14 protein-coding genes are annotated in these 25,804 nt (G+C 48.9%); all 14 read right to left on the bottom strand.

Annotated features, from left to right (window positions below; translation table 11 throughout):
- Positions 1-133: 133 nt before the first annotated feature.
- The 14 genes from P6910_RS20960 to P6910_RS20895 all read right to left on the bottom strand — a co-directional run bounded on the left by P6910_RS20960 (position 134) and on the right by P6910_RS20895 (position 25,651).
- Positions 134-1,810, bottom strand: a complete 1,677-nt coding sequence (locus P6910_RS20960) for a hypothetical protein (protein WP_317143201.1) — start codon at positions 1,808-1,810, stop codon at positions 134-136.
- 120 nt (positions 1,811-1,930) lie between these two features.
- Positions 1,931-3,661, bottom strand: coding sequence for a hypothetical protein (locus tag P6910_RS20955; RefSeq protein WP_317143200.1), 1,731 nt, complete (start codon positions 3,659-3,661; stop codon positions 1,931-1,933).
- 121 nt (positions 3,662-3,782) lie between these two features.
- A complete protein-coding gene (locus P6910_RS20950) occupies positions 3,783-5,534 on the bottom strand; it encodes a hypothetical protein (protein ID WP_317143199.1) in 1,752 nt (583 codons plus the stop codon).
- 121 nt (positions 5,535-5,655) lie between these two features.
- On the bottom strand, positions 5,656-7,503 hold the full coding sequence (locus P6910_RS20945) for a hypothetical protein (RefSeq protein WP_317143198.1): 1,848 nt from the start codon (positions 7,501-7,503) through the stop codon (positions 5,656-5,658).
- Between the two features lie 175 nt (positions 7,504-7,678).
- A complete protein-coding gene (locus P6910_RS20940) occupies positions 7,679-10,075 on the bottom strand; it encodes a hypothetical protein (protein ID WP_317143197.1) in 2,397 nt (798 codons plus the stop codon).
- Between the two features lie 177 nt (positions 10,076-10,252).
- Positions 10,253-11,920 (bottom strand): hypothetical protein, encoded by a 1,668-nt coding sequence (locus tag P6910_RS20935; protein ID WP_317143196.1) that lies wholly within the window; start codon positions 11,918-11,920, stop codon positions 10,253-10,255.
- A gap of 321 nt (positions 11,921-12,241) precedes the next feature.
- Positions 12,242-13,345 (bottom strand): hypothetical protein, encoded by a 1,104-nt coding sequence (locus P6910_RS20930; RefSeq protein WP_317143195.1) that lies wholly within the window; start codon positions 13,343-13,345, stop codon positions 12,242-12,244.
- A gap of 175 nt (positions 13,346-13,520) precedes the next feature.
- Positions 13,521-15,962: a hypothetical protein gene (locus P6910_RS20925; RefSeq protein ID WP_317143194.1), complete on the bottom strand. Its 2,442-nt coding sequence runs from the start codon at positions 15,960-15,962 to the stop codon at positions 13,521-13,523.
- Between the two features lie 178 nt (positions 15,963-16,140).
- On the bottom strand, positions 16,141-17,739 hold the full coding sequence (locus P6910_RS20920; protein WP_317143193.1) for a hypothetical protein: 1,599 nt from the start codon (positions 17,737-17,739) through the stop codon (positions 16,141-16,143).
- A 179-nt stretch (positions 17,740-17,918) separates the two neighbouring features.
- Positions 17,919-20,120 carry a hypothetical protein gene (locus P6910_RS20915; RefSeq protein WP_317143192.1) on the bottom strand — a complete coding sequence of 734 codons (2,202 nt, stop codon included), beginning with the start codon at positions 20,118-20,120 and terminating at the stop codon, positions 17,919-17,921.
- Positions 20,121-20,298: 178 nt separating this feature from the next.
- Positions 20,299-22,170, bottom strand: coding sequence for a hypothetical protein (locus P6910_RS20910; RefSeq protein WP_317143191.1), 1,872 nt, complete (start codon positions 22,168-22,170; stop codon positions 20,299-20,301).
- A gap of 178 nt (positions 22,171-22,348) precedes the next feature.
- Positions 22,349-23,005, bottom strand: coding sequence for a hypothetical protein (locus P6910_RS20905; protein ID WP_317143190.1), 657 nt, complete (start codon positions 23,003-23,005; stop codon positions 22,349-22,351).
- Positions 23,006-23,057: 52 nt separating this feature from the next.
- Positions 23,058-23,441, bottom strand: a complete 384-nt coding sequence (locus tag P6910_RS20900; protein WP_317143189.1) for a hypothetical protein — start codon at positions 23,439-23,441, stop codon at positions 23,058-23,060.
- A 20-nt stretch (positions 23,442-23,461) separates the two neighbouring features.
- The gene (locus P6910_RS20895) at positions 23,462-25,651 is read right to left on the bottom strand and encodes a hypothetical protein (RefSeq protein WP_317143188.1); all 2,190 of its coding nucleotides are present in this window, start codon (positions 25,649-25,651) and stop codon (positions 23,462-23,464) included.
- Between the last annotated feature and the right edge of the window lie 153 nt (positions 25,652-25,804).

The following is a 25,804-nucleotide window of genomic DNA, read 5'->3' as shown; positions in this document are numbered from 1 at the left end:
TGACAGACAACAATAGCAGTAACAGCGCTGCCGCAAAGAGTGAGTGTCTAATAATTCTATCCTTGCCTTCTGGTATACAGAGAGGAAGGATAGATCAAGAAAATAAGCGTGTTTTTCTGTCAAATAACATTTGCTAATCCTGATCCTCATCAACAGGCTTTCGTTTTCGATGTACTCTTTTGTGATTCGACAAGGCATTGGCATTCTTGCAGACCATTCTGCATGGCCGTGGCACTCCATCATCCCCGATTTGGGTCTCGTCACAGGTTTGTTTTCCGCTATGGGCCTGCCTTTTGTGATACGTCAGTAAATTAGAATTCTTAAAGACCTTTCTGCATGCACGCTGCCGGCCATCCTCTTTGACCATGATTGCGTCACAGGTTTTTTGCCCAGTGTGGTATTTGCTTTTGTGATCTGACATTGCTCTGGCATTTTTGCAGAGCATCCCGCATGCCTGCGGCTGGCCATCCTCTCCAACCACTGTCGCGTCACAGGTTTTTTGTTCGGTGTGGTCTCTGATTTTATGATTCGATAGAGCCCCGGCATTCTTGTACAGCGAACCGCAAAGCCGCTGACGACCATCCTCCCCGACCAGTTTTTTGTTACAGGTTTTCTGTCCGGTGTGGACTCTACTTTTGTGAGACGACAGAGATTGAGTATTCTTAAAGGCAATCCCGCATGGCGTCTGTAGGCCATCTTCTCTAATCACTGTCGCAACACAGGTTAGTTTCCCACTGTGACGACTGACATGCCTGATGCCTGTTGTTGTTTGTCGTGTTACTTTAAAAAATCTTTGATTACGAAGATTGAGTAATCCGTTGATTATAATCAAATCATCAGTGGTGGCAGATTCATTCCCGGGCATTCGCGCTTTATCATGCAGATGAGTCTGAGTCTGAAAAGGCTGGACAGAATCACATCGGTGTTGAATGTCAGGTAGACCATTCAATGTTTCAAAAAGTGGGTTTTGTCGTGAATCCGTGGCGTTTAAAGTATCAAAATCATTTATCCATCTCGAGCAGTCCCCTTCAGTCAAATTGTAGTGTGGGCCTGGTCCGGCTGCTGCTCCCGTGAAGCCTGTTGCACTTTCTTCGGAATTCAGTGGCCATTCGGTGGCTCCTCTGCTATTAGGTGCTGATCGAAATCTACAAACGCCATTGCAGGAATAGGCAAAACAGTTTAAATCCAACGTATGTTGTCGGGGGGCTTTATCACCATCACCAGAGTCGGAATACTGAAGTCTGGTGAGATAGCTTATAGGATGGGTGGTTGTGACGGGGGTTTGTTGGTCAAAGCATCCTGATGGTTGGCCTTTTTGTTGTTCATCTCCAGAGCCAGGCATCATAGTTGTGACCGAAAAAGGATGCTCCCCCAGTGCCAAAATAAAAGCCGACTGTAGTTCAATTGGTTTGAACAGTGGTGAATAGGGGTTCCAGTAGCTTTTTAAAAGCCAGCCGACAGCGACAACTGTTTCTAACGGAAGCCATGAATAAAGGTCGGGGCTCAGAGGGGTATCTTTTGTGGTCAGTATCAGTTCGTAAGTAACCAGCAGGTTGGTGGCGTAATACCATTGCCAGGAAATCGACTCGATGAGGAACGTTTTTATGCGATAACTATATGGCCTTAGTCGTCTTTCATAAGGTAGAAAAGGTCCTGAATATCCTTTTATGCCGACAATGTCTGATGGTTTACCCGCCAATTTACGCCGGACTGGCTTTATAGAAAAAACCTGGTTTGGAGAACCTGGATCCTGCTGGAGCTCGACAACAAAACGCTTTGTCAACGGTTCGGCCTGACTGATGACAGGCAACAATAGCAGCAGTGGTGCCGCAAAGAGAGAGTGTTTAATAATTCTATCCCTGCATTCTGGCATACAGAGAGGAAGGATAGATCAAGAAAATAAGCTTGTTTTTCTGTCAAAAACCTTTTGCTAATCCTGATCCACATCAACAGGCTTGCGTTTTCGATGTGCTCTTTTGTGATTCGACAGCCCTTTAGCATTCTTGCAGGCCATCCCGCATGGTCGCTGCTTGCCATCCTTCCTGACCACGGTTACGTCACATATTAGTTGCCTGCTGTGGAAGCTGATTTTGTGATTTGACAGGGCTCGAGCATTTTCGAAGCCTGCGCCGCATGGTTGCGGCTGGTTATTCTCTCCGACCACGGTTACGTCACAGGTTTCTTGCACTCTATGGAATCTGTTTCTGTGAGCAATCAGGGCTCTGGTATTCCTGCAGACAGCCCAGCACGGTTCTGGTTGGCCATCTTTCCCGATCAAGTTCATGTCACAGGTTTTTTGCCCGGAGTGGTATTTGCTTTTGTGATCTGACAGGGCTCTGGCACTCCTGCAGAGCTTCCCGCATGACCGCTGTTGGCTATCCTTCCCAACCAAGGGTAATTGACAGGTTTTTTGTCCGGTATGGTGGCTGCTTTTATGATTCAACAGAGCTTTAAAATTGTTGCATACTTTTGCGCATGGTCGCTGTTGGCCATCCTCCCCAATCACTGTCATGTTGCAGGTTTTTTGCCCGCTATGAATTCTTCTTTTGTGTTGCGACAGGGCCCGAACGTTTTTGCATAATCTCCCGCATGGCCGCTGCTGACCATTCTCCTCGACCACTGTTTCGTCACAGGTTGGTTGCCCGCTGTGGACTCTGTTTTTGTGATCTGGCAGGTCTTGCACTGTGACTGTCCGGGAATGACGAGGTGGGCTTTGACCCGAACGGGATGATCCTGTTGTTGCTTGTTGTATTTCTGAAGCCTCTATCAGAGAGGGAGAATGAGTAATTGTGCTGGAAATTCTGTTTCCTCTGTGAAGACCATGACCACGTAGAATGAGTAACCCGTTGATTATAATCAAATCATCAGCGGTGGCAGGCAAGTTTCCGAGCATTGGTGCATCATCATGGTTTGGCCCGTCAGTGGCAGTATATGCTCCCCCTGTTCTCATTGAGTGCTCATCATCAGGTGATGAACGGAATTTACAAACGCCACGACAGGGATGGACGAAACAAACTAACCCCAAAGTATGTGAGTGTTGTTGAGAGTCTCCGTTACCGTTACCCTGGCCAGAGCAGGAATACCGGGTGCTGGTGGAAGAGCTTGTAGTTTGGCGGGTGTCTTGTGAGGTTTGTTGGCCAGACGATTCAGATAGCTGGCCTTGTTGTTGGTCATGTCCGGAGCCAGTCATAGTGGAAATTGTAAACGGCTCATCCTGTCTCAACTCTTGTTGTTTCATCGGGTTAAACAGCATTGAATCAGGATTCCAATAGCTTTTAAAAAGCCAACAAACAGCGACAATCTCTTCTATCGGCAGCGATGAGTAAGGGGTGGTTCTGAAACGGATATCTTTGCTGGTCAGGTACAGTTCGAAGGCAACCAGCAGATTCGCGGCGTAAAGCAACTGCCACGAAATCGACTCAATGAGGGTTGTTTTTACCCTGTAACTGTAATGTCTTTGTCGTTTATAATAAGCTGGAAATTCTGATTCTGGATAACCGTTGGCACCAGCAATGACTGACGGGTTAACCGACGATCTATGCTGGTCATGGCTTGTAGAGTAGCTCCTGTTAGGAAAACCAGCACCTTGTTCAAGATCAATAACAAAACGTCTTTTCAAAGGTTCGGCATGACAGGCGACGGATAATGGCAGTGTCAGCAACAGCAGTGCTACAAAGAGTGAGTGTTTAATAATTCTATCCTTGCATTCTGGTTTACAGAGAGGAAGGATAGATCAAGATAATAAGTGTGTTTGTTTCTTAAAAGCCTTCTGTTAAAGATAATTACTTATTCACTTTACCTTTTGAAGGACTGAGGTCATCGTTCTGGTCCAGATCGACGGGCTTGCGTTTTCGATGTCTTCTTATGTGCTCCGACAGGCCTTGAGCACCCTTGAAGACCTTACCACATGGCCGCAGTTCGCCATTCATCGCGGTCACTTCCACTTCACAGGTTTTTTGTCCGGTGTGGTGTCTTCTTTTGTGATCAGCCAGAGCCTGGGCATGCATGCAGACTTTCCCGCATGGTCGTTGTTGGCCATCCTCTGTGATCAGAGTCTCTTGACAGGTATGCTGCCCAGTGTGGTATCTGCTTTTGTGATGCGACAGGGATTTAGAGCTATTGCAGCGTTTCCCGCACGACTGTTGTCGGCCATCCTTCCCGACTGATATTATGTCACAGATTTTTTGTCCGCTGTGGGCTTTTCTTTTGTGTTCCGACAAGACATGACTATTCTTGCAGACCATCCCGCATGGTTTCTGTTGGCTATCCTCTCCGACTATAGCCACATTGCAGGTTCTGGGTCCGGAGTGGTAGTTGCTTTTGTGAGCCGAAAGGGCTCTGATATTCTTACAAATAACCCCGCAAGGCTGCTGCTGGTGATCCTCCTCGATCAGGATCACGTCACAGGTTTGTTGACCGCTGTGATTTCTTATTTTGTGATTCGACAGGGCTTGAATATTGTTGCAGATTTTTCCGCATGGTTGTTGCTGGCCATTCTGCCCGACCACTGTCACATCACAGGCTCGTTGTCCATCGGAGCCGGTAGCTGGTACCTTGCCACTACGAGACAGATAAGATGGGGTTCCACCTAATCGGGATGATACTATTGTTGTATGTTGTGTTTCTGGAGTCACCATTGGGGGAGGGAAATGGTCAAGCGGACAGGAAGTTACGGCTCCTTTTAAAAGCCTGCGACTACGGAGTTTGAGTAAACCGTTGACTATAACCAGGTCATTAGTGGAGAGAGACGAATTCCCGGGCATTGGCGCTTTATTATTGAGCGACTCTTTAGAGTCAGTGTATGCAGCCTCTGTTCCCGGTGAATGTGTATTATCGGATGATGTTCGGAACCTGCAAACGCCATGACAGGGATGGACGAAACAATTTAAACACAAAGTATGTGAGTGTTCTTGAAAGTCTCCGTCACCGTCGTCAGAGCCAGAATACAGTGGGCTGGTGAAAGAACCTGTAGGTAGGCTGGTGGCTTGTGAGGCCTGTTCACAGGATGATTCTGGTTGCTGGCCCTGTTGTTGGTCGTGTCCAGAGCCTGGCATCATAGTGGTGATCGCAATCGGTTGCCCCCCCTGTGTCAACATTGATGTTGCCTCCGGTTGTTGAATCGGGTTAAACAGCGGTAAATCCAGGTTCCCATAGCTTTTCAAAAGCCAGCCGACAGCGAAAACCGTTTCTACAGGTAGCCATGAAAAGGGACCCAAAGGGGGCTCTTTGGTGGTCAGTATCAGTTCGTATGCAACCAGCAAGTTGGTGGCGTAAAGCCATTGCCAGGAAATCGATTCAACGAGGGGCGTTTTGACACTATAACCGTCTGGTTTTTGTCGTTTGTCATAAAATAGAAAATCTGATCCTGAATAGCCGTAGATATCGTCAATGTCTGACGGGGCACCCACCAATACACGACGGTATGTTTTTATAGAAAAACTCTGGTTTGGAGAACCTGCATCCTGTTGAAGCGCGACGATAAAATGCCTCGTCGACAATTCGGCCCGGCAGACGAAAGACAACAACAGCGGCAACAGCAATGCCGTAAAGAGAGATTGTTTAATAATTCTATCTTTGCTTTTTGGCTTACAGAGAGGAAGGATAGATCAAGAAAGTAATTTTGTTTCTCTGCAAAAAATCTTCTGTTAAAGATCGTTACTTACTCTCTTTAGCTTTTGGAGGGCTGAGGTCATCATTCTGGTCCACATCAACAGGCTTGCGTTTTCGATGTGTTTTTTTGTGAATTGAAAGGGTCTGAGCATTCTTGCAGGCCGTCCCGCATGGCCGCTGCCGACCATCCTTGCCATCCACTGCTATGTCGCAGGTTTGTTGCTTGTTGTGAGTGCCTCTTTTGTGATCCCGCAGAGCGCTGGCATTCTTGCAGACCTTCCCGCATGACCACGGTCGGCCAAAATCATCGGACACGTTCACAACACAGGTTCTTTGTCCGCTGTGCTTTCTTTTTTTGTGATCTAACAGGACGTAGGCATTATTGCAGACCTTCCCGCATGGTTGCTGTTTACCATTCTTGCCGACCACGATTACTTCACAGGTTTTTTTTCCGCTGTGGTATCTGAGCTTGTGAAACGATAAGATTCTGTCGTTCTTGCAGACCCTTCCGCAAGGCCACTGCTGGCCATCCTTTCCGACCAGAGTTACGTCACAGCTTCTTAGTCCGGTGTGGGTGGGTTTTTTTTTGTGATTCGACAGGGCCTTGGCATCCTTGCAGAGCTTCCCGCATAGCCGCTGCAGACCATCCTCCCCGACTATGGTCAGGTCACAGGTTCTCTGTCTGGTGTGGGCGTTTTTTTTGTGATCCGACAGGGCGATGGCATCCTTGCAGATCTTCCCGCATGGCCGTTGCAGACCATCCTCCCCGAGTACGGTAAGATCACAGGTTGTTTCGCCGCTGTGGGCGAATTTTATGTGATCCGGCGGGGTCATGGCATTCTTGCAGACCTTCTCGCATGGTCGTTGCAGACCATCCTCCCCGACCACGGTCTCGACGCAGTTTTTTTGCCCGGAGTGCGTCCTTCTTTTGTGATCCGACAGGGTCTTGGCACTCTTGCAGAACTTACCGCATGGTCGCAGCCGGCAATCCTTCCCGACCATGTGCGCGAGGCAGGTTTTTTTACCGGAGTGGACTTTTTTTTGATGATTCAAAAGGGATTGAATGCTCTTGAAGACTGCCCTGCAATTCCGTAGCTGGCCATCATCATCGACCTTTTTCATGTTACAGTGGACTGGCACTGCCGATGCGGTTGTATTGACAGGGTTGTCATTAATGTCATGGTCCTGAAGTTGAATGGCAAAGGGATCATTTGACCTTTCATTTGCCGAATCAGAATATGATCGGAATTTACAAACGCCATGACAGGGGTGGACGAAACAATCTAAACCCAAAGTGTGTGAGTGTTTTTGAGGGTCTTCGTAGCCGTCACCGGAGCCAGAAGACAGAGGGCTGGTGAAAGCGCTTGTTGGCTGGCGGGTAGTTTGTGGGGCTTGTTGGCCAGATGACTCTGGTAGCTGGCTTTGTTGTTGGTCATCTCCGGAGCCGTACATCATAGTAGTGATCGCATAGAGCTGATTCCCCTGTGTCAGCCTCACCTGTGTTTGTTCAGTCGGTTTAAACAGCGGTGAGTCGGGATTCCAATAGCTTTTCAAAAGCCATCCGACAGTGACAATCCCTTCTATCGGTAGCCATGAATAAGAGGTAGTACCCAAAGGGGGGGCTTTGCTGGTCGTGATCAATTCGAAGGCAACCAGCAAATTCGTGGCGTAAAGCAACTGCCATGAGATCGATTCAATGAGGGTTGTTTCTACTTCGTAACTGAAAAATCTTTGTTGTTTATCATCAGAGGGTAAATCTGGTCTTTTAAAGCCGTTTTTGTTGGCAATATCTGACGGGTTATCGGACAGCGCACGTTGGTCTGGCTTTATGGAAAAACTCTGGTTTGAAAAAGCTGCATCCTGTTGAAGCTCGACAATATAACGTCTTTTCAACGTTTCGGCCTGACAGGCGACAGTCAGCGAAAGTAGCAGAGGTGCCGCAAAGAGTGGGTATTTAATGATTTTATCCTTGCCTCTGGATATACAGAGAGGAAGGATAGATCAAGAAAGTAAGTTTGTTTTTCTGTCAAAAACCTTCTGCTAAAGGTCGCCATTTATTCACTTTAGCTTATGGAGGACTGAGACCGTCTTTCTGGTTCGCATCAACAGGCTTGCGCTTTCGATGTATTCTTTTGTGCGCAGACAGGGTTTTGGCATTCTTGCAAACCTTTCTACATGGCCGCTGTTGACCATCCTCACCGGCTATCACAAGGTCACAGGTTTGTTGCCCGGTGTGGGTGCTTTTTTTGTGATGCTGAAGAGCGATGACATTCTTGAAGACCTTGCCGCATGCCCGAGGTTGGCCATTTTCCCCAGTCTCGGTTACTTTACAGGTTTGTTGCCTGGAGTGGTATTTGCTTTTGTGATCTGACAGGGCTCTGGAATTCTTGCACAGAATCCCGCATGGTCGTTGTAGGCCAGCCTCCCCGACCACCATGAGGTTACAGATTCGTTGCTCGGTGTGGGCGCTTCTTTTGTGATACTTCAGAGCGTTGACATTCATGCAGACCTTCCCGCATGGCCGCTGCTGGCCATCCTCATCGGCAACGAGCGTGTTGCAGGTTTTTTGCCCGCTGTGGCGTGCAAGCTTGTGAGCCAACAAGGCTCTGGCGCTCTTGTGGACCGTTCCGCAAGGTCGCTGCTGGCCATCCTCTCCGACAACGGTTAAGACACAGGTTTTTTGCCCGGTGTGGTGATCGAATTTATGACACGAGAGAACTTGAGCATTCTTGCAGAGTGTCCCACATGGCCGCGTCTGACCATCTTCTCCGACCACGGTCACATCACAGGTTCTTTGCCCGGTGTGGGCGTTTCTTTTGTGATTCGACAGGGCGCTGCTATTCTTGCAGGTCCTCCCGCATGGTTGTGCTTTACCATCCTTACCGACCATAATGACTTCACAGGTTTTTTGCCCGCTGTGGCATCCAAACTTGTGAGCTGACAAGGCTCTTGCGCTCTTGCAGACCGTTCCGCAGGGTCGCTGCTGGCCATCCTGTCCGACCAGGGTCACGCCACAGGTTTTTTGCCCGGTGTGTTGCCTGGATTTATGACACGAGAGAGATTGAGCGCTCCTGCAGAGTGCCCCGCATGGACGCAGCTGACCATCCTCCCCGACCACGGCCACATCACAGGTTCTTTGCCCGGTGTGGGCGTTTCTTTTGTGACTCGACAGGACGTTGGCACTCTTGTAGACCCTCCCGCATGGTCGCTGTTTACCATCCTTGCCGACCACGATTACTTCACAGGTTTTTTGCCCGCTGTGGCATCCAAGCTTGTGATCCGACAAGGCTTTGGCGCTCTTGCAGACCGTTCCGCAAGGTCGCTGCTGGCCATCCTCTCCGACCAGGGTCATGTCGCAGGTTTGTCGCCCAGTGTGGACCTTTCTTCTGTGATACGACAGGACGCTGGCATTCATGAAGATCTTTCCACATGGCCGTTCCTGACCATCCTCTGTGACTATTATGGCGTTACAGGTTTTTTGCCCGGTGTGCGCCTTTCTTTTATGGTCAGACAGGGCACCGGCATTTTTACAAACCTCCCCGCATGGTTGCAGCCGGCCATCCTTCCCGACCACGGGCGCGAGACAGGTTTTTTTGCCGCTGTGGACTCTTTTTTGATGATACAAAAGGGATTGAGCACTTTTGTAGACTTTCACGCAATTCCGTAGCTGGCCATCCTTATCGACCGTTGTCAGGTTACAGGGGACTGGCACTACAGGGGGAGGGGTATTGACCGGGTTGTCATCAATGTCATGTGTCTGAAGTGGAATGGCAAAGGGATCATTTGACCTTTCATTTGCCGAATCAGAGTGTGATCGGAATTTACAAACGCCATGACAGGGGTGGATGAAACAATCTAAAGCCAAAGTGTGTGAGTGTTGTTGAGGGTCTTCGTAGCCGTCGCCGGAGCCAGAATACAGAGAGCTGGCGAAAGCACTTGTTGGTTGACCGGTAGCCTGTGGAGGTTGTTGGCCAGATGACTCTGATAGCTGGCTTTGTTGTTGATCATCTCCGGAGCCGTGCATCATAACAGTGATCGCAAAGGGTTGACTCCCCAGTGTCGACCTGGCCTCTGTTTGTTCAGTCGGTTTAAACAGGGGGGAGTCGGGATTCCAATAGCTTTTCAAAAGCCAGCCGACGGTGATAATCCCTTCTATCGGTAGCCATGAATAAGAGGTAGCACCCAGAGGAGGGGCTTTGCTGGTGATGATCAGTTCGAAGGCAACCAGCAAATTCGTGGCGTAAAGCAACTGCCAGGAAATCGACTCAATGAGGTGTGTTTTTTCTTTGTAACTAAAAAAACTCTGTCGTTTATAATCAGAGGGTAAGTCTGGTCTTTTAAATCCGTTTTTGTCGGCAATATCTGACGGATTATACGACAGTAAACGTTGGTCTGGTTTTATAGAAAAACTCTGGTTTGAAAAAACTGCATCCTGCTGAAGCTCGAAAATAAAACGTCTGGTCAACGTTTCGGCCTGACAGGCGACAGTCAGCGAAAGTAGCAGCAGAGGTGCCGCAAAGAGTGAATATTTAATGATTTTATCCTTGCCTCCAGATATACAGAGAGGAAGGATAGATCAAGAAAGCAAGCGTGTTTTTCTATCAAAAACCTTCTGCTAAGGTCGTTACTTATTCACATTACGTTATAGAGGGCTGAGACCGTCTTTCCGGTGCATATCAACAGGCTTGCGTTTGCCATGTGTGCTTTTGTGAACAGACAGTATTTTGGCATTCTTGTAAACCTTTCCACATGGCTGCTGTCGGCCATCCTCTGTGACCATTATGATGTCACAGGTTGGTAAGGTGTGGGCAACTCTTTGGTGATCATAAAGGACCTTGCTACTCTTGCAAACCTCTCCGCATGGCTGTCGCTCGCCATCCTCTCCAACCATCATAACGTTACAGATTCGTCGCCCGGTGTGAGCGGTTTGTTTGTGATTCCATAGAGCACTGACATTCTTGAAGACCTTGCCGCATGTCCGAGGTTGGCCATTTTCTCCAGTCTCGGTTACTTTACAGGTTTGTTGTCTGGAGTGGTATCTGCTTTTGTGATCTGACAGGGCTCTGGAATTCTTGCACAGAGTCCCGCATAGTCGTTGCTCGGTGTGAGCGCTTCTTTTGTGATACTTCAGGGCGTTGACATTCATGCAGACCGTCCCGCATGGCCGCTGCTGGCCATCTTCATCGGCAACGAGCATATTGCAGGTTTTTTGCCCGCTGTGAAATCCAATCTTGTGAGCCGACAAGGCTTTGGCGCTCTTGCAGACCTTTCCGCATAACCGTTGCATACCATCCTCCCCGACCACGGTCACGACACAGTTTCTTTTCCCGGAGTGCGTCTTTCTTTTGTGATCCGAGAGGGCACCGGCATTTTTCCAGACCTCCCCGCATGGTCGCAGCCGGCCATCCTTCCCGACAACGGGCGCGAGACAGGTTCTTTGGCCGCTGTGGACTCTTTTTCGGTGATTCGAAAGGGATTGAGCACTGTTGTAGACTTTCTCGCATTTCCGTAGCTGGCCATCCTTATCGACTGTTGTCAGGTCACAGGGGACTGGCACTACAGGGACCGTTGTATTGACCGGGTTGTCAGCAATGCCATGTACCTGAAGTTGAATGGCAAAGGGATCATTTGACCTTTCATTTGCTGAATCAGAATGTGATCGGAATTTACAAACGCCATGACAGGGGTGGACGAAACAATCTAAACCCAAAGTGTGTGAGTGTTGTTGAGGGTCTTCGTAGCCGTCGCCGGAGCCAGAATACAGAGGGCTGGTGAAAGCACTTGTTGGTTGACTGGTAGCCTGTGGAGGTTGTTGGCCAGATGACTCTGATAGCTGGCTTTGTTGTTGGTCATCCCCGGAGCCGTACATCATAGCAGTGATCGCAAAGGGTTGACTCCCCTGTGTCAACCTCACCTCTGTTTGTCCAGTCGGTTTAAACAGCGGCGAGCCGGGGTTCCAATAGCTTTTCAAAAGCCAGCCGACAGTGACAATCCCTTCTATCGGTAGCCATGAATAAGAGGTAGCTCCCAAAGGGTGGGCTTTGCTGGTCGTGATCAGTTCGAAGACAACCAGCAAACTCGTGGCGTAAAGCAACTGCCAGGAAACCGATTCAATGAGGGTTGTTTTTACTGCGTAACTGAAAAATTTTTGTCGTTTATAATCAGAGGGTAAATCTGGTTTTTTAAAGCCGTTTTTGTTGGCAATGTCTGACGGGTTATACGGTAGTGCACGTTGGTCTGGCTTTATAGAAAAACTCTGGTTAGAAAAAACTGCATTCTGTTGAAGCTCTATAACATAACGTCTTGTCAACGTTCCGGCCTGACAAGCGACAGTCAGCGAAAGTAGCAGTAAAGGTGCCGCAAAGAGTGAGTATTTAATGATTTTATCCTTGCCTCAGATATACAGAGAGGAAGGATAGATCAAGAAAGTAAGTTTGTTTTTCTGTCAAAAACCTTCTGCTAAAGGTCGTCATTTATTCGCTGGAGGGCTGAGACCGTCTTTCTGTTTCGCATCAACAGGCTTGCGTTTTTGATGTGTTCTTTTGTGCACAGGCAGGGTTTTGGCATTCTTGCAGACCGTTGCCCAAGGTCGCTGCTGGCCATCCTCTCCGATCAGGGTTAGGTCACAGGTTTATTGCCCGCTGTGGAATCCTAGCCTGTGAGACGACAAGGCTTTGGTGCTCTTGCAGATCTTCCCGCATGGCCGTTGCAGACCATCCCTCCCGACCACGGTCACGACACATTTTTTTTGCCCGGAGTGCGCCCTTCTTTTGTGATCCGACAGGGTCTTGGCATTCTTGCAGAGCTTACCGCATGGGCGCCGTCGGCCATCCTTCTCGACCACGGTCGCGAGACAGGTTTTTTTACCGGAGTGGACTCTTCTTTGGTGATCCAAAAGGGATTTAACGCTCTTGTAGACTCCCTCGCAATTGCGAAGCTGGCCATCCTCATCGACGATTGTCAGTTTACAGTTGACTGGCACTGCAGGAGCGGTTGTATTGACCGGGTTGTCATTTATGCCACGTACCTGAAGTTGAATGTCAAAGGGATCATCTGACCTTTCATTTGCCGAATCAGGATGTGATCGGAATGTACAAACGCCATGACAGGGGTGGACGAAACAATCTAAACCCAAAGTGTGTGAGTGTTGTTGGGGGTCTCCGTAGCCGTCACCGGAGCCAGAATACAGAGAGCTGGCGAAAGCACTTGTTGGCTGACTGGTAGCCTGTGGAGGTTGTTGGCCAGATGACTCTGATAGCTGGCTTTGTTGTTGCTCATCTCCGGAGCCATGCATCATAGCAGTGATCGCAAAGGGTTGACTCCCCTGTGTCAACCTCACCTCTGTTTGTTCACTCGGTTTAAACAGCGTTGAGTCGGGATTCCAATAGCTTTTCAAAAGCCAGCCGACAGTGACAATCCCTTCTATCGGTAGCCATGAATAAGAGGTAGTACCCAAAGGGGGAGCTTTGCTGGTGGTGATCAGTTCGAAGGCAAACAGCAAATTCGTGGCGTAAAGCAATTGCCAGGAAATCGACTCAATGAAGGTTGTTTTTACTTCGTAACTGAAAAATCTTTGTCGTTTATAATCAGAAGGTAAACCTGATCTTACAAAGCCGTTTTTGTCGGCAATATCTGATGGATTATCCGACAGTGCACGTTGCTCTGGCTTTATAAAAAAACTCTGGTTTGAAAAAAGTGCATCCTGTTTAAGCTCGACAATATAACGTCTGGTCAACGTTTCGGCCTGACAGGTGACAGTCAGCGAAAGTAGCAGCAGAGGTGCCGCGAAGAGTGAGTATTTAATGATTTTATCCTTGCCTCCAGATATACAGAGAAGAAGGATAGATCAAGAAAGTAAGTTTTTTCTTTCAAAAACCTTCTGCTGAAGGTTCTTACTTATTCACTTCACCTTATGGAGGGCTTGAGTCGTCTTTCTGGTTCGCATCAACAGGCTTGCGTTTTCGATGAATTCTTTTGTGTTTAGACAGGGTTTTGCCATTCTTGTAAACCTTTCTACATGGTCGTTGTTGACCATCCTCCCCGACTATCATAACGTCACAGGTTTGTTGCCCGGTGTGGTGGGCGTTTTTTTTGTGATCCGCAAGGACCGGCTTATTCTTGTAGACCTTCCCGCATGGTCGTCGCTGACCATTCTCCCCGACTATCATTAAGTCACAGGTTTGTTGCCCTGTGTGGGCATTTCTTTTGTGATTACAAAGGGCTCGGCGATTCTTGCAAACTGTTCCGCATGGCCGTCGCTGGCCATCCTTCCCGACCATCATAACGTCACAGGTTTGTTGCCTGTCGTGAGCACTTCTTTTGTGCTCCTGCAGAATGCCAGCATGCTTGCAGACCTTCCCGCATGGCCGCGGTTGACCATCCTCCCCGACCACGGTCACATCACAGGCTCTTTGCCCGCTGTGCTTTCTATTTTTGTGATTTGACAGGCTATAGTCATTCTTGCAAACCTCTCCGCATGGCCGTTGCTGGCCATCCTCCCCGACCATCATAACGTCACAGGTTTTTTGCCCGGTGTGGGTGCTTCTTTTGTGATACTGTAGAGCGCCGACATTCTTGCAGACAGTTCCGCAAGGTCGCGGCTGGCCATCCTCTGCGAACATGGTTACGTCACAGGTTTTTTTCCCGGTGTGTTGTTTGAATTTATGACACGAGAGAGAATCAGCACTATTGCAGAGTTTCCCGCATGGCCGCGGCTGACCATCCTCCCCGACCACGGTCACATCACAGGTTCTTTGCCCGGTGTGAGCGCTTTTTTTGTGACTCGACAGGGCGCTGGTATTCATGCAGACCCTCCCGCATGGTTGCGGTTTATCATCCTCGCCGACCACGATTACTTCACAGGTTCTTTGCCCACTGTGACATCCAAACTTGTGAGACGACAAGGCTCTGGCACTTTTGCAGACCTTTCCGCAAGGTTGCTGCCGGCCATTCTCTCCGACCAGGGTCACGTCACAGATTTGTTGCCCGGTGTGGGCGTCTCTTTTGTGATCCGAAATGGCGCTGGCATTCTTGCAGACCTTCCCGCAAAGCCGCAACTGACCATCCTCACCGACCACGCTAACATCACAGGTTCTTTGCCCGGAATGGGCGCTTGTTTTGTGACTCGACAGGGCGTTGGCATTCTTGCAGACCTTTCCGCATTGACGTTCCTGACCATCCTCTGTGACCATTATGATTTCACAGGTTTGTGGCGCGGTGTGCCTCCTTCTTCTGTGGCTCGACAGGGCACTGGCATTTTTCCAGACCTCTCCGCAGGGTCGCAGTCGGCCATTCTTCCCGACCACGGGCGCGAGACAGATTTTATTCCCGGTGTGGTATCCTCTTCTGTGATTCAAAAGTGATTTAGCACTCTTGTAGACTTTCTCGCAATTCCGAAGCTGGCCATTCCTATCGACCATTTTCAGGTTACAGGCGACTTGCTTTGCAGGGGCGGTTGTATTGACCAGGTTGTCATCAATGCCGTGTGCCTGAGATAGTTGACCAGAAGTGCATTGCAGTTGAATGGCAAACGGATCATTCGATGTTTCATTTGCTGGATCAGAATGCCAGATGCAACGATAGCATTGACAATTATGGGTGCATGATTTTTGTCCGGATGTTGCTCCTGTATGGCTAGTCAGACTTTCTTCAGAATTCAGCGATCTTTCAGCTGGCCCCATGTTTTCGGAAGATGGTCGGAATTCACAAACGCCATGACAGGGGTGAACGAAACAATCTAAACCCAAAGTATGTGCGTGTTGTTGAGGGTCTCCGTAGCCGTCACCGGAGCCAGAAGACAGAGGGCTGGTGAAAGCGCTTGTTGACTGGCTGGTGGCCTGTGGGGCTTGTTGGCCAGATGATTCTGATAGCTGGCTTTGTGGTTGTTGTTGGTCATATCCGGAGCCGTGCATCATAGTGGTGATCGCAAAGGGCTGATTCCCCTGTGTCAACCTCATTTCTGATTGTTCATTCGGTTTAAACATTGCTGAGCCGGGGTTCCAATAGCTTTTCAAAAGCCAGCCGACAGTGACAATCCCTTCTATCGGTAGCCATGAATAAGAGGAAATACCCAAAGAGGAGGCTTTGCTGGTCATGATCAGTTCGAAGGCAACCAGCAAATTCGTGGTGTAAAGCAACTGCCAGGAAATCGACTCAATGGTGGTTGTTTTTACTTCGTAAATGAAAAAAATCTGTCGTTTATAATCAGAGGGTAAACCTGATCTTATAAAACCGTTTTTGTCGGCAATATCTGACGGATTATCCGACAGTGCACGTTGCTCTGGCTTTATAGAAAAACTCTGGTTTGAAAAAACTGCATCCTGTTTAAGCTCGACAATATAACGTCTGGTCAACGTTTCGGCCTGGCAGGAGACAGTCAGCGAAAGTAGCAGCAGAGGTGCCGCAAAGAGTGAATATTTAATGATTTTATCCTTGTCTCCAGATATACAGAGAGGAAGGATAGATGAAGAAATTAAACGTGTTTTTCTGTCAAAAACCTTCTGCTAAAGGTTGTTACTTATTCACATTACCTCATGGAGGGCTGAGACCGTCTTTCTGGTTCGCATCAAATGGCTTGCGTTTTCGGTGTATTCCTTTGTGCTGAGACAGGGTAAATACATTCTTGTAAACCTTTCCACACGGTCGCGGCTGACCATCCTCTCCGACCACCATCACATCACAGGTTTGTTGCCCATTGTGGGAAATTCTTTTGTGATCATAAAGGGCCTGGCTATTCTTGCAAACCTTACCGCATGGCCGTCGCTCGCCATTCTTCATGACCATCATAACGTCACAGGTTTGTTGCCCGGTGTGAGTGCTTTTTTTGTGGTACCGTAGAGCGTCGACATTCTTGCAGACCGTTCCGCAAGGTCGCTGCTGGCCATCCTCTGCGACCAGAATTACGTCGCAGGTTTTTTGCCCGTAGTGGTGTCTGGATTTATGACACGAGAGAGATTGGGCACTCTTGCACAGTGTCCCGCATGGCTGCAGCTGACCACCCTCCCCGACCACGGTCACATCACAGGTTTGTTGCCTGGTGTGGGCGCTTTTTTTGTGACTCGACAGGGCGCTGGCATTCATGCAGACTTTTCCACATGGTCGTTCCTGATCATCCTCTGTGACCATTATGACCTTACAGGTTTGTTGCCCGGTGTGCGCCTTTCTTTTGTGGTCCGACAGGGCACCGGCATTTTTCCAGACCTCCCCGCATGATTGCAGCCGGCCATCCTTCCCGACCACGGGCGCGAGACAGGTTTTTTTGCCGCTGTGGACTCTTTTTTGGTGTTTCAAAAGGGATTGAGTACTTTTGTAGACTTTCTCGCAATTCCTTAACTGGCCATCCTTATCGACCATTGTCAGGTTACAGGGGATTGGCACTGGAGGGGCGGTTGTATTGACCGGGTTGTCATCAATGCCATGTACCTGAAGTTGAATGGCAAAGGGATCATTTGACCTTTCATTTGCCGAATCAGAATGTGATCGGAATTTACAAACGCCATGACAAGAGTGGACGAAACAATCTAAACCCAAAGTGTGTGAGTGTTGTTGAGGGTCTGCGTAGCCGTCACCGGAGCCAGAATACAGAGAGTTGGCGAAAGAACTTGTTGGTTGACTGGTAGCCTGTGGAGGTTGTTGGCCAGATGACTCTGATAGCTGGCTTTGTTGTTGGTCAGCTCTGGAGCTGTGCATCATAACAGTGATCGCAAAGGGTTGACTCCCCTGTGTCGACCTCACCTCTGTTTGTTCAGTCGGTTTAAACAGCGGTGAGTCGGGATACCAATAGCTTTTCAAAAGCCAGCCGACAGTGACAATCCCTTCTAACGGTAGCCATGAATAAGAGGTAGTACCCAAAGGGGGGGCTTTGCTGGTTGTGATCAGTTCGAAGGTAACCAGCAAATTCTTGGCGTAAAGCAACTGCCATGAGATCGATTCAATAAGGGTTGTTTTTACTTCGTCAGTGAAAAATCTTTGTCGTTTATAATCAGAGGGTAAATCTGGTTTTTTAAAGCCGTCTTTGTTGGCAATGTCTGACGTGTTATACGGCAGTAAACGTTGGTATGGATTCATAGAAAAACTCTGGTTTGAAGAAGCTGTATCCTGTTGAAGCTCGACAACATAACGTCTGGTCAACGTTTCGGCATGACAGGCGACAGTCAGCGAAAGTAGCAGCAGAGGTGCCGCAAAGAGTGAATATTTAATGATTTTATCCTTGTCTCGAGATATACAGAGAGGAAGGATAGATCAAGAAAGCAAGCGTGTTTTTTCTGTCAAAAACCTTCTGCTAAAGGTTGTTACTTATTCACATTACCTTATGGAGGGCTGAGACCGTCTTTCTGGTTCGCATCAACAGGCTTGCGTTTTCGGTGTATTCTTTTGTGCTTGGACAGGGTAAATACATTCTTGTAAACCTTTCTACACGGTCGCGGCTGACCATCCTCTCCGACCACCATCACATCACAGGCTTGCCCATTGTGGGGAGTTCTTTTGTGATCATAAAGGGCCTGGCTATTCTTGCAAACCTTTCCGCATGGCCGTCGCTCGCCATCCGCCCCGACCATAATAACGTCACAGGTTTGTTGCCCGGTGTGAGCGCTTTTTTTGTGATACCTTAGAGCCCAGACATTGATGCAGACCTTCCCGCATGACCGCTGCTGGCCATCCTTTCCGACCAGGGTCACGTCACAGGTTTTTTGCCCGGTGTGGTAATTGAACTTGTGGGAGTAGAGAGATTTAGCACTCTTGCAGAATGTCCCGCATGGCCGCTGCTGACCATCCTTATCGGCCAAGATCACATCACAGGTTTTTTGCCCGCTGTGCTCTCTTTTTTTGTGATCTGACAGGATATAGGCATTCTTGAAGACACTCCCACACGGTTGCGGTTTACCATCCTTGCCGACCACAAGTACTGTACAGGTTTTTTGCCCGCTGTGGTATCCAGCCTTGTGAGATGAAAGGGCTTTGGCGCTCTTGCAGACCGTTCCGCATGGTCGCTGCAGACCACCCTCTCCGACCATGGTTGCGTCACAGGTTCTTTGCCGAGTGTGGGCGTTTTTTTTGTGATCCCTGAGGCAGTTGGCATTCTTGCAGAGTGTCCCGCATGGTCGCTGTTTACCATCCTTGCCGACCACGATTACTTCACAGGTTTTTTGCCCGCTGTGGCATCCAAACTTGTGTGATGACAAGGCTTTGGCACTCTTGCAGACCGTTCCGCAAGGTCGCTGCTGGCCATCCTTTTCGATCACGGTCACATCACAGGCTCTTTGCCCTGTGTGCGTGCTTCTTTTGTGATTCGACAGGGCGATGGCATTCATGCAGATCTTTCCGCATGGCCGTTCCTGACCATCCTTTGTGACTATTATGACTTCACAGGTTAGTTGCCCGGTGTGGGCTTGTCTTTTGTGATTCGACAGGGCACCGGCATTTTTCAAAACCTCCCCGCATGGTTGCAACCGGCCATCCTTCCAGACCACGGGCGCGAAACAGGTTTTTTTACCGGTGTGAACTTTTTTTTTGTGATTCAAAAGGCATTGAACACTCTTGTAGACTTTCTCGCAATTCCGTAGCTGACCATCCTCATCGAGCATTGTCAGGTTACAGGGGACTGGCACTGCAGGAGCGGTTGTATTGACCGGGTTGTCATCAATATCATGTACCTGAAATAGTTGGTCAGAAGCCCATTGGAGTTGAATGGCAAAGGGGTCATTTGATGCTTTATTTGCAGGATCATAATGCCAGACGCAACGATAGCAGAGACAATTATGGGGGTATGAGTTTTGTCCGGGTGTTGTTTCTGTGTGGCTTGCCAGACTTTCTTCACAATTCAGCCACCTTTCAGCTGGCCCCATGTTTTCGGAAGGTGATCGGAATTTACAAACGCCATAACAGGGGTTGACGAAACAATCTAAACCCAAAGTATGTGCGTTTTGTTGAGGGTCTCCGTAGCCGTCACCGGAGCCAGAAGACAGAGGGCTGGTGAAAACACTTGTTGGTTGACTGGTAGCCTGTGGGGGTTGTTGGCCAGATGACTCTGATAGCTGGCTTTGTTGCTGGTCATCTCCGGAGCCGTGCATCATAGCAGTGACCGCAAAGGGTTGACTCCCCTGTGTCAACCTCACCTCTGTTTGTCCAGTCAGTTTAAACAGCAGTGAGTCGGGGTTCCAATAGCTTTTCAAAAGCCAGCCGACAGCGACAATCCCTTCTATTGGTTGCCATGAATAAGAGGTAGCACCCAGAGAGGGGGCTTTGCTGGTCGTAATAAGTTCGAAGGCAACCAGCAAATTCGTGACGTAAAGCAACTGCCAGGAAACCGACTCAATGAGGGTTGTTTTCACTTCGTAACTGAAAAATCTTTGTCGTTTATCATCAGAGGGTAAATCTGGTGTTATAAAGCCTTTTTTGTCGGCAATATCTGACGGATTATCCGACAGTGCGCGATGGTCTGGCTTTATGCAAAAACTCTGGTTTGAAAAAACTGCATCCTGTTGAAGCTCGACAATAAAACGTCCGGTCAACGTTTTGGCCTGACAGGCGACAGCCAGCGAAAGTAGCAGCAGTGGTGCCGCAAAGAGTGAGTATTTAATGATTTTATCCTTGTCTCCAGATATACAGAGAGGAAGGATAGATCAAGAAAATAAAGGTGTTTTTCTGTCAAAAACCTTCTGCTAAAGGTTCTTACTTATTCACTTTACCTTATGGAGGGCTTAGGCCGTCTTTCTGGTTCGCATCAACAGGCTTGCGTTTTCGATGTGTTCTTTTGTGCTTATTTAGGGTACATGTATTCTTGTAAACCTTTCCACATGGCCGCGGCTGACCATTCTCCCCGACCACCGTCACATCACAGGTTTGTTGCCCGCTGTGCTTTCTATTTTTGTGATCTGACAGGCTATAGTCATTCTTGCAAACCTCTCCGCATGGCCGTCGCTGGCCATCCTCTGTGACCATCATAACGTCACAGGTTTGTTGCCCGGTGTGGGTACTTCTTTTGTGATACCCCAGGGCGTTGACATTCTTGCAGACCGTTCCGCAAGGTCGCTGCTGGCCATCCTCTTCGACCAGGGTCACGTCACAGGTTTTTTGCCCGCTGTGGCATCCAAGCTTGTGAGACGACAGGGCTCTGGCGCTCTTGCAGACCTTTCCGCAAGGCCGCTGCTGGCAATTCTCTCCGACTACGGTTACGTCACAGGTTTTTTTCCCGGTGTGTTGTCTGAATTTATGACTCGAGAGGGATTGAGCACTCTTGCAGAGTTTCCCGCATGGCCGCGGCTGACCATCCTCCCCAACCACGGTCACATCACAGGTTCTTTGCCCGGTGTGGGCGTTTTTTTTGTGATTCGACAGGGCGCTGGCATTCATGCAGACCTTTCCGCATGGCCGTTTCTGACCATCCTCTGTGACTATTGTGACTTCACAGATTTGATGCCCGGTGTGGGCCTTTCTTCTGTGACTCGACAGGGCACCGGCATTTTTCCAGACCTCCCCGCATGGTCGCAGTCGGCCATCCTCCCCGACCACGGGCGCGAAACAGGTTTTTTTTCCGGCGTGGACTTTTCTTTGGTGATTCAAAAGGGATTGAACACTCTTGTAGACTTTCTCGCAATTCCGTAGCTGACCATCCTTATCAAGCATTGTCAGGTTACAGGGGACTGGCACCGGAGCGGTTGTATTGACCGGATTGTTATCAATGCGATGGACCTGAAATACTTGGCCAGAAGCGCATTGGAGTTGAATGGCAAAGGGATTATGTGATGTCTCATTTGCAGGATCAGAATGTCTGATGCAACGATAACAGAGACAATTATCGGGGCATGGGTTTTGTCCGGGTGGTGGTGCTGCATGGCTTGCAAGGCTTTCTTCAGAATTCAGCGATCTTTCTGCTGGCCCCATGTTTTCGGGAGATGGTCGGAATTTACAAATGCCATGACAGGGGTGAACGAAACAATCTAAACCCATTGTATGTGCGTGTTGTTGAGGGTCTTCGTAGCCGTCACCAGAGCCAGAAGACAGAGGGCTGGTGAAAGCACTTGTTGGTTGACTGATGGCCTGTGGGGCTTGTTGGCCAGATGATTCTGATAGCTGGCTTTGTTGTTGTGGTTGTTGTTGGTTATATCCGGAGCAGTGCATCACAGTAGTGATCGCAAAGGGCTTATTTCCCTGTGTCAACCTCATTTCTGATTGTTCAATCGGTTTAAACATTGCTGAGCCGGGGTTCCAATAGCTTTTCAAAAGCCAGCCGACAGTGACAATCCCTTCTATTGGTTGCCATGAATAAGAGGTAGCAGCCAGAGAGGGGGCTTTGCTGGTCGCAATAAGTTCGAAGGCAACCAGCAAGTTCGTGGCGTAAAGCAACTGCCAGGGAACCGACTCAATGAGGGTTGTTTTTACTTCGTAACTGAAAAATCTTTGTCGTTTATCATCAGAGGGTAAATCTGGTGTTATAAAGCCTTTTTTTTCGGCAATATCTGACGGATTATAAGACAGTGAACGTTGGTCTGGCTTTATGCAAAAACTCTGGTTTGAAAAAACTGCATCCTGTTGAAGCTCGACAATATAATGTCTGGTCAACGTTTCGGCCTGACAGGCGACAGTCAGCGAAAGTAGCAGCAGAGGTGCTGCAAAGAGTGAGTATTTAATGATTTTATCCTTACCTCCAGATATACAGAGAGGAAGGATAGATCAAGAAAGTAAACGTGTTTTTCTGTCAAAAACCTTCTGCTAAAGGTTCCTGGTTATTCACTTTACCTTATGGAGGGCTTGAGCCGTCTTTCTGGTTCGCATCAAAAGGCTTGCGTTTTCGGTGTATTCTTTTGTGATTCGACAGGGCGCCGGCATTCTTGCAGGTCCTCCCGCATGGTTGCGCTTTACCCTCCTTACCGACCACAATTACTTCACAGGTTTTTTGCCCGCTGTGGCATCCAAGCTTGTGAGCTGACAAGGCTTTTGTGCTCTTGCAGACCGTTCCGCAGGGTCGCTGCTGGCCATCCTGTCCGACCAGGGTTACGTCACAGGTTCTTTGCCCGGTGTGCGTGCTTTTTTTGTGATTCGACAGGGCTCTGGCATTCATGCAGACCTTTCCGCATGGCCGTTCCTGACCATCCTCTGTGATCATTATGACGTTAAAGGTTTGTTGCCCGGTGTGCGCCTTTATTCTGTGATTCGCCAGAGCACTGACATTTTTCCAGACCTCCCCGCATGGTCGTAGCCGGCCATCCTTATCGACCATTTTCAGGTTACAGGCGATTTGCTCTGCAGGGGCGGTTGTATTGACCGGGTTGTCATCAATGCCATGTGCCAGTTGGCCAGAAGTGCATTGGAGTTGAATGGCAAAGGGATCATTTGATGTTTTATTTGCAGGATCAGAATGCCTGATGCAACGATGGCAGAGGCAATTATGGGGCATGAGTCTTGTCCGGGTGATGCAGCTGTTCGGCTTGCAAGACTTTCTTTAGAATTCAGGCCCTTTCAGTTGGCCCCATGTTTTCGGAAGATGGTCGGAATTTACAAACGCCGTGACAGGGGTGAACGAAACAATCTAAAGCCAAAGTGTGTGAGTGTTGTTGAGGGTCTTCGTAGCCGTCACCGGAGCCAGAATACAGAGGGCTGGTGAAAGCACTTGTTGGTTGACTGATGGCCTGTGGAGCTTGTTGGCCAGATGATTCTGATGGCTGGTTTTGTTGTTGCTCATCTCCGGAGCCATGCATCATAGCAGTGATCGCAAAGGGTTGACTCCCCTGTGTCAACCTCACCTCTGTTTGTCCAGTCGGTTTAAACAGCGCTGAGTCGGGGTTCCAATAGCTTTTCAAAAGCCAGCCGACAGTGGCAATCTTTTCTGTCAAAAACCTTCTGCTAAAGGTCGTCACTTATTCACTGGAGAGCTGAGACCGTCTTTCTCTTTCGCATCGACAGGCTTGCGTTTGCGATGTACTCTTTTGTGCGCAGACAGGGCTTTGGTATTCTTGTAAACCTTTCCACATGGCCAACGCTGGCCATCCTCTGAGACCATTATGACGTCACAGGTTTGTCGTTCGGTGTGGGTAATTCTTTTGTGATGATAAAGGACCTTGCTATTCTTGCAAACCTTTCCGCACAGCTGTCGCTCGCCATCCTCTCCAACCATCATAACGTCACAGGTTTGTTGCCCGGTGTGGGTGCTTTTTTTGTGATACCATAGAGCACTGACATTCTTGAAGACCTTGCCGCATGCCCGAGGTTGGCCATTTTCCCCAGTCTCGGTTACTATACAGGTTTGTTGTCTGGAGTGGTATCTGCTTTTGTGATCTGACAGGGCTTTGGAATTTTTGCACAGAATCCCGCATGGTCGTTTTAGGCCACTCTCCTCGACCACCATATCGTTACAGATTCGTTGCTCTGTGTGAGCGCTTCTTTTGTGATACTTCAGGGCGTTGACATTCATGCAGACCTTCCCGCATGGCCGCTGTTGGCCATCCTCATCGGCAACGAGCATATTGCAGGTTTTTTGCCCGCTGTGGAATCCAAGCTTGTGAGCCGACAAGGCTCTGGCGCTCTTGCAGGTCGCTCCGCAAGGTCGCTGCTGGCTATCCTCCGCGACCACGGTCACATCACAGGTTCTTTGCCCGGTGTGGTGATCGAATTTATGACCCGCGAGAAGTTGAGCACTCTTGCAGAGTGTCCCGCATGGCCGCGTCTGATCATCCTCTCCGACCACGGTCACATCACAGGTTCTTTGCCGTGTGTGGGCGCTTCTTTTGTGATACGACAGGGCGCCGGCATTTTTGCAGGTCCTCCTGCATGGTTGCGCTTTACCATCCTTACCGACCACAATTACGTCACAGGTTTTTTGCCCACTGTGGCATCCAAGCTTGTGAGCCGACAAGGCTCTGGTGCTCTTGCAGACCGTTCCGCAAGGTCGTTGCTGGCCATCCTCCCGAAACATCATAACGTCACAGGTTTGTTGCCCGGTGTGAGTGCTTTTTTTGTGATACCGTAGAGCGTCGACATTCTTGCAGACCGTTCCGCAAGTTCGCTGCTGGCCGTCCTCTGTGACCAGGGTTACGTCACAGGTTTTTTGCCCACTGTGGAGTCCAAACTTGTGAGACGACAAGGCTCTGGCATTCTTGCAGACCTTCCCGCATGGCCGTTGTACACCACCCTCCCCGACCACGGGCGCGAGACAGGTTTTTTTAACGGAGTGGACTTTTCTTTGATGATTCAAAAGGGATTGAACGCTCTTGTAGACTCCCTCGCAATTCCGAGGCTGGCCATCCTCATCGACCATTGTCAGGTTACAGTTGACTGGCACTGCAGGAGCGGTTGTATTGACCGGGTTGTCATTAATGCCATGCACCTGAAGTTGAATAGTAAAGGGATCATTTGACCTTTCATTTGCTGAATCAGAGTGTGATCGGAATTTACAAACGCCATAACAGGGGTGGACGAAACAATCTAAACCCAAAGTGTGTGAGTGTTGTTGGGGGTCACCGTAGCCGTCACCGGAGCCAGAATACAGAGAGCTGGCGAAAGTACTTGTTGGTTGATTGGTAGCCTGTGGGGGTTGTTGGCCAGATGACTCTGGTAGCTGGCTTTGTTGTTGTGGTTGTTGTTGGTCATCTCCGGGGTCGTGCATCATAGCAGTGATCGCAAAGGGTTGACTCCCCTGTGTCAACCTCACCTCTGTTTGTTCAGTCGATTTAAACAGCGGTGAGTCGGGGTTCCAATAGCTTTTCAAAAGCCAGCCGACAGTGACAATCCCTTCTATCGGTAGCCATGAATAAGAGGTAGCACCCAGAGGAGGGGCTTTGCTGGTCATGATCAGTTCGAAGGCAACCAGCAAATTCGTGGTGTAAAGTAACTGCCAGGAAATCGACTCAATGAGGGTTGTTTTTACTTCGTAACTGAAAAAAAACTGTCGTTTATAATCAGAGTGTAAATATGATCTTATAAAGCCGTTTTTGTCGGCAATACCTGACATATTATGCGACAGTGAGCGTTTGTCTGGCTTTATAGAAAAACTCTGGTTTGAAAAAACGGCATCCTGTTGAAGCTCAACAATAAAACGTCTGGTCAACGTTTCGGCCTGGCAGGAGACAGTCAGCGAAAGTAGCAGCAGAGGTGCCGCAAAGAGTGAATATTTAATGATTTTATCCTTGTCTCCAGATGTACAGAGAGGAAGGATAGATCAAGAAAGTAAACGTGTTTTCCTGTCAAAAATCTTCTGCTA

It is taken from the genome of Endozoicomonas sp. 8E (assembly GCF_032883915.1).
Classification (GTDB): domain Bacteria; phylum Pseudomonadota; class Gammaproteobacteria; order Pseudomonadales; family Endozoicomonadaceae; genus Endozoicomonas_A.
This window is presented reverse-complemented; position numbering and strand designations above follow the sequence as displayed.

What these genes read in the sequence shown, in the direction of transcription:
- P6910_RS20905 (WP_317143190.1), bottom strand. Translation starts at nt 23,005, where the DNA reads ATGCCCCATAATTGCCTCTGCCATCGTTGCATCAGGCATTCTGATCCT.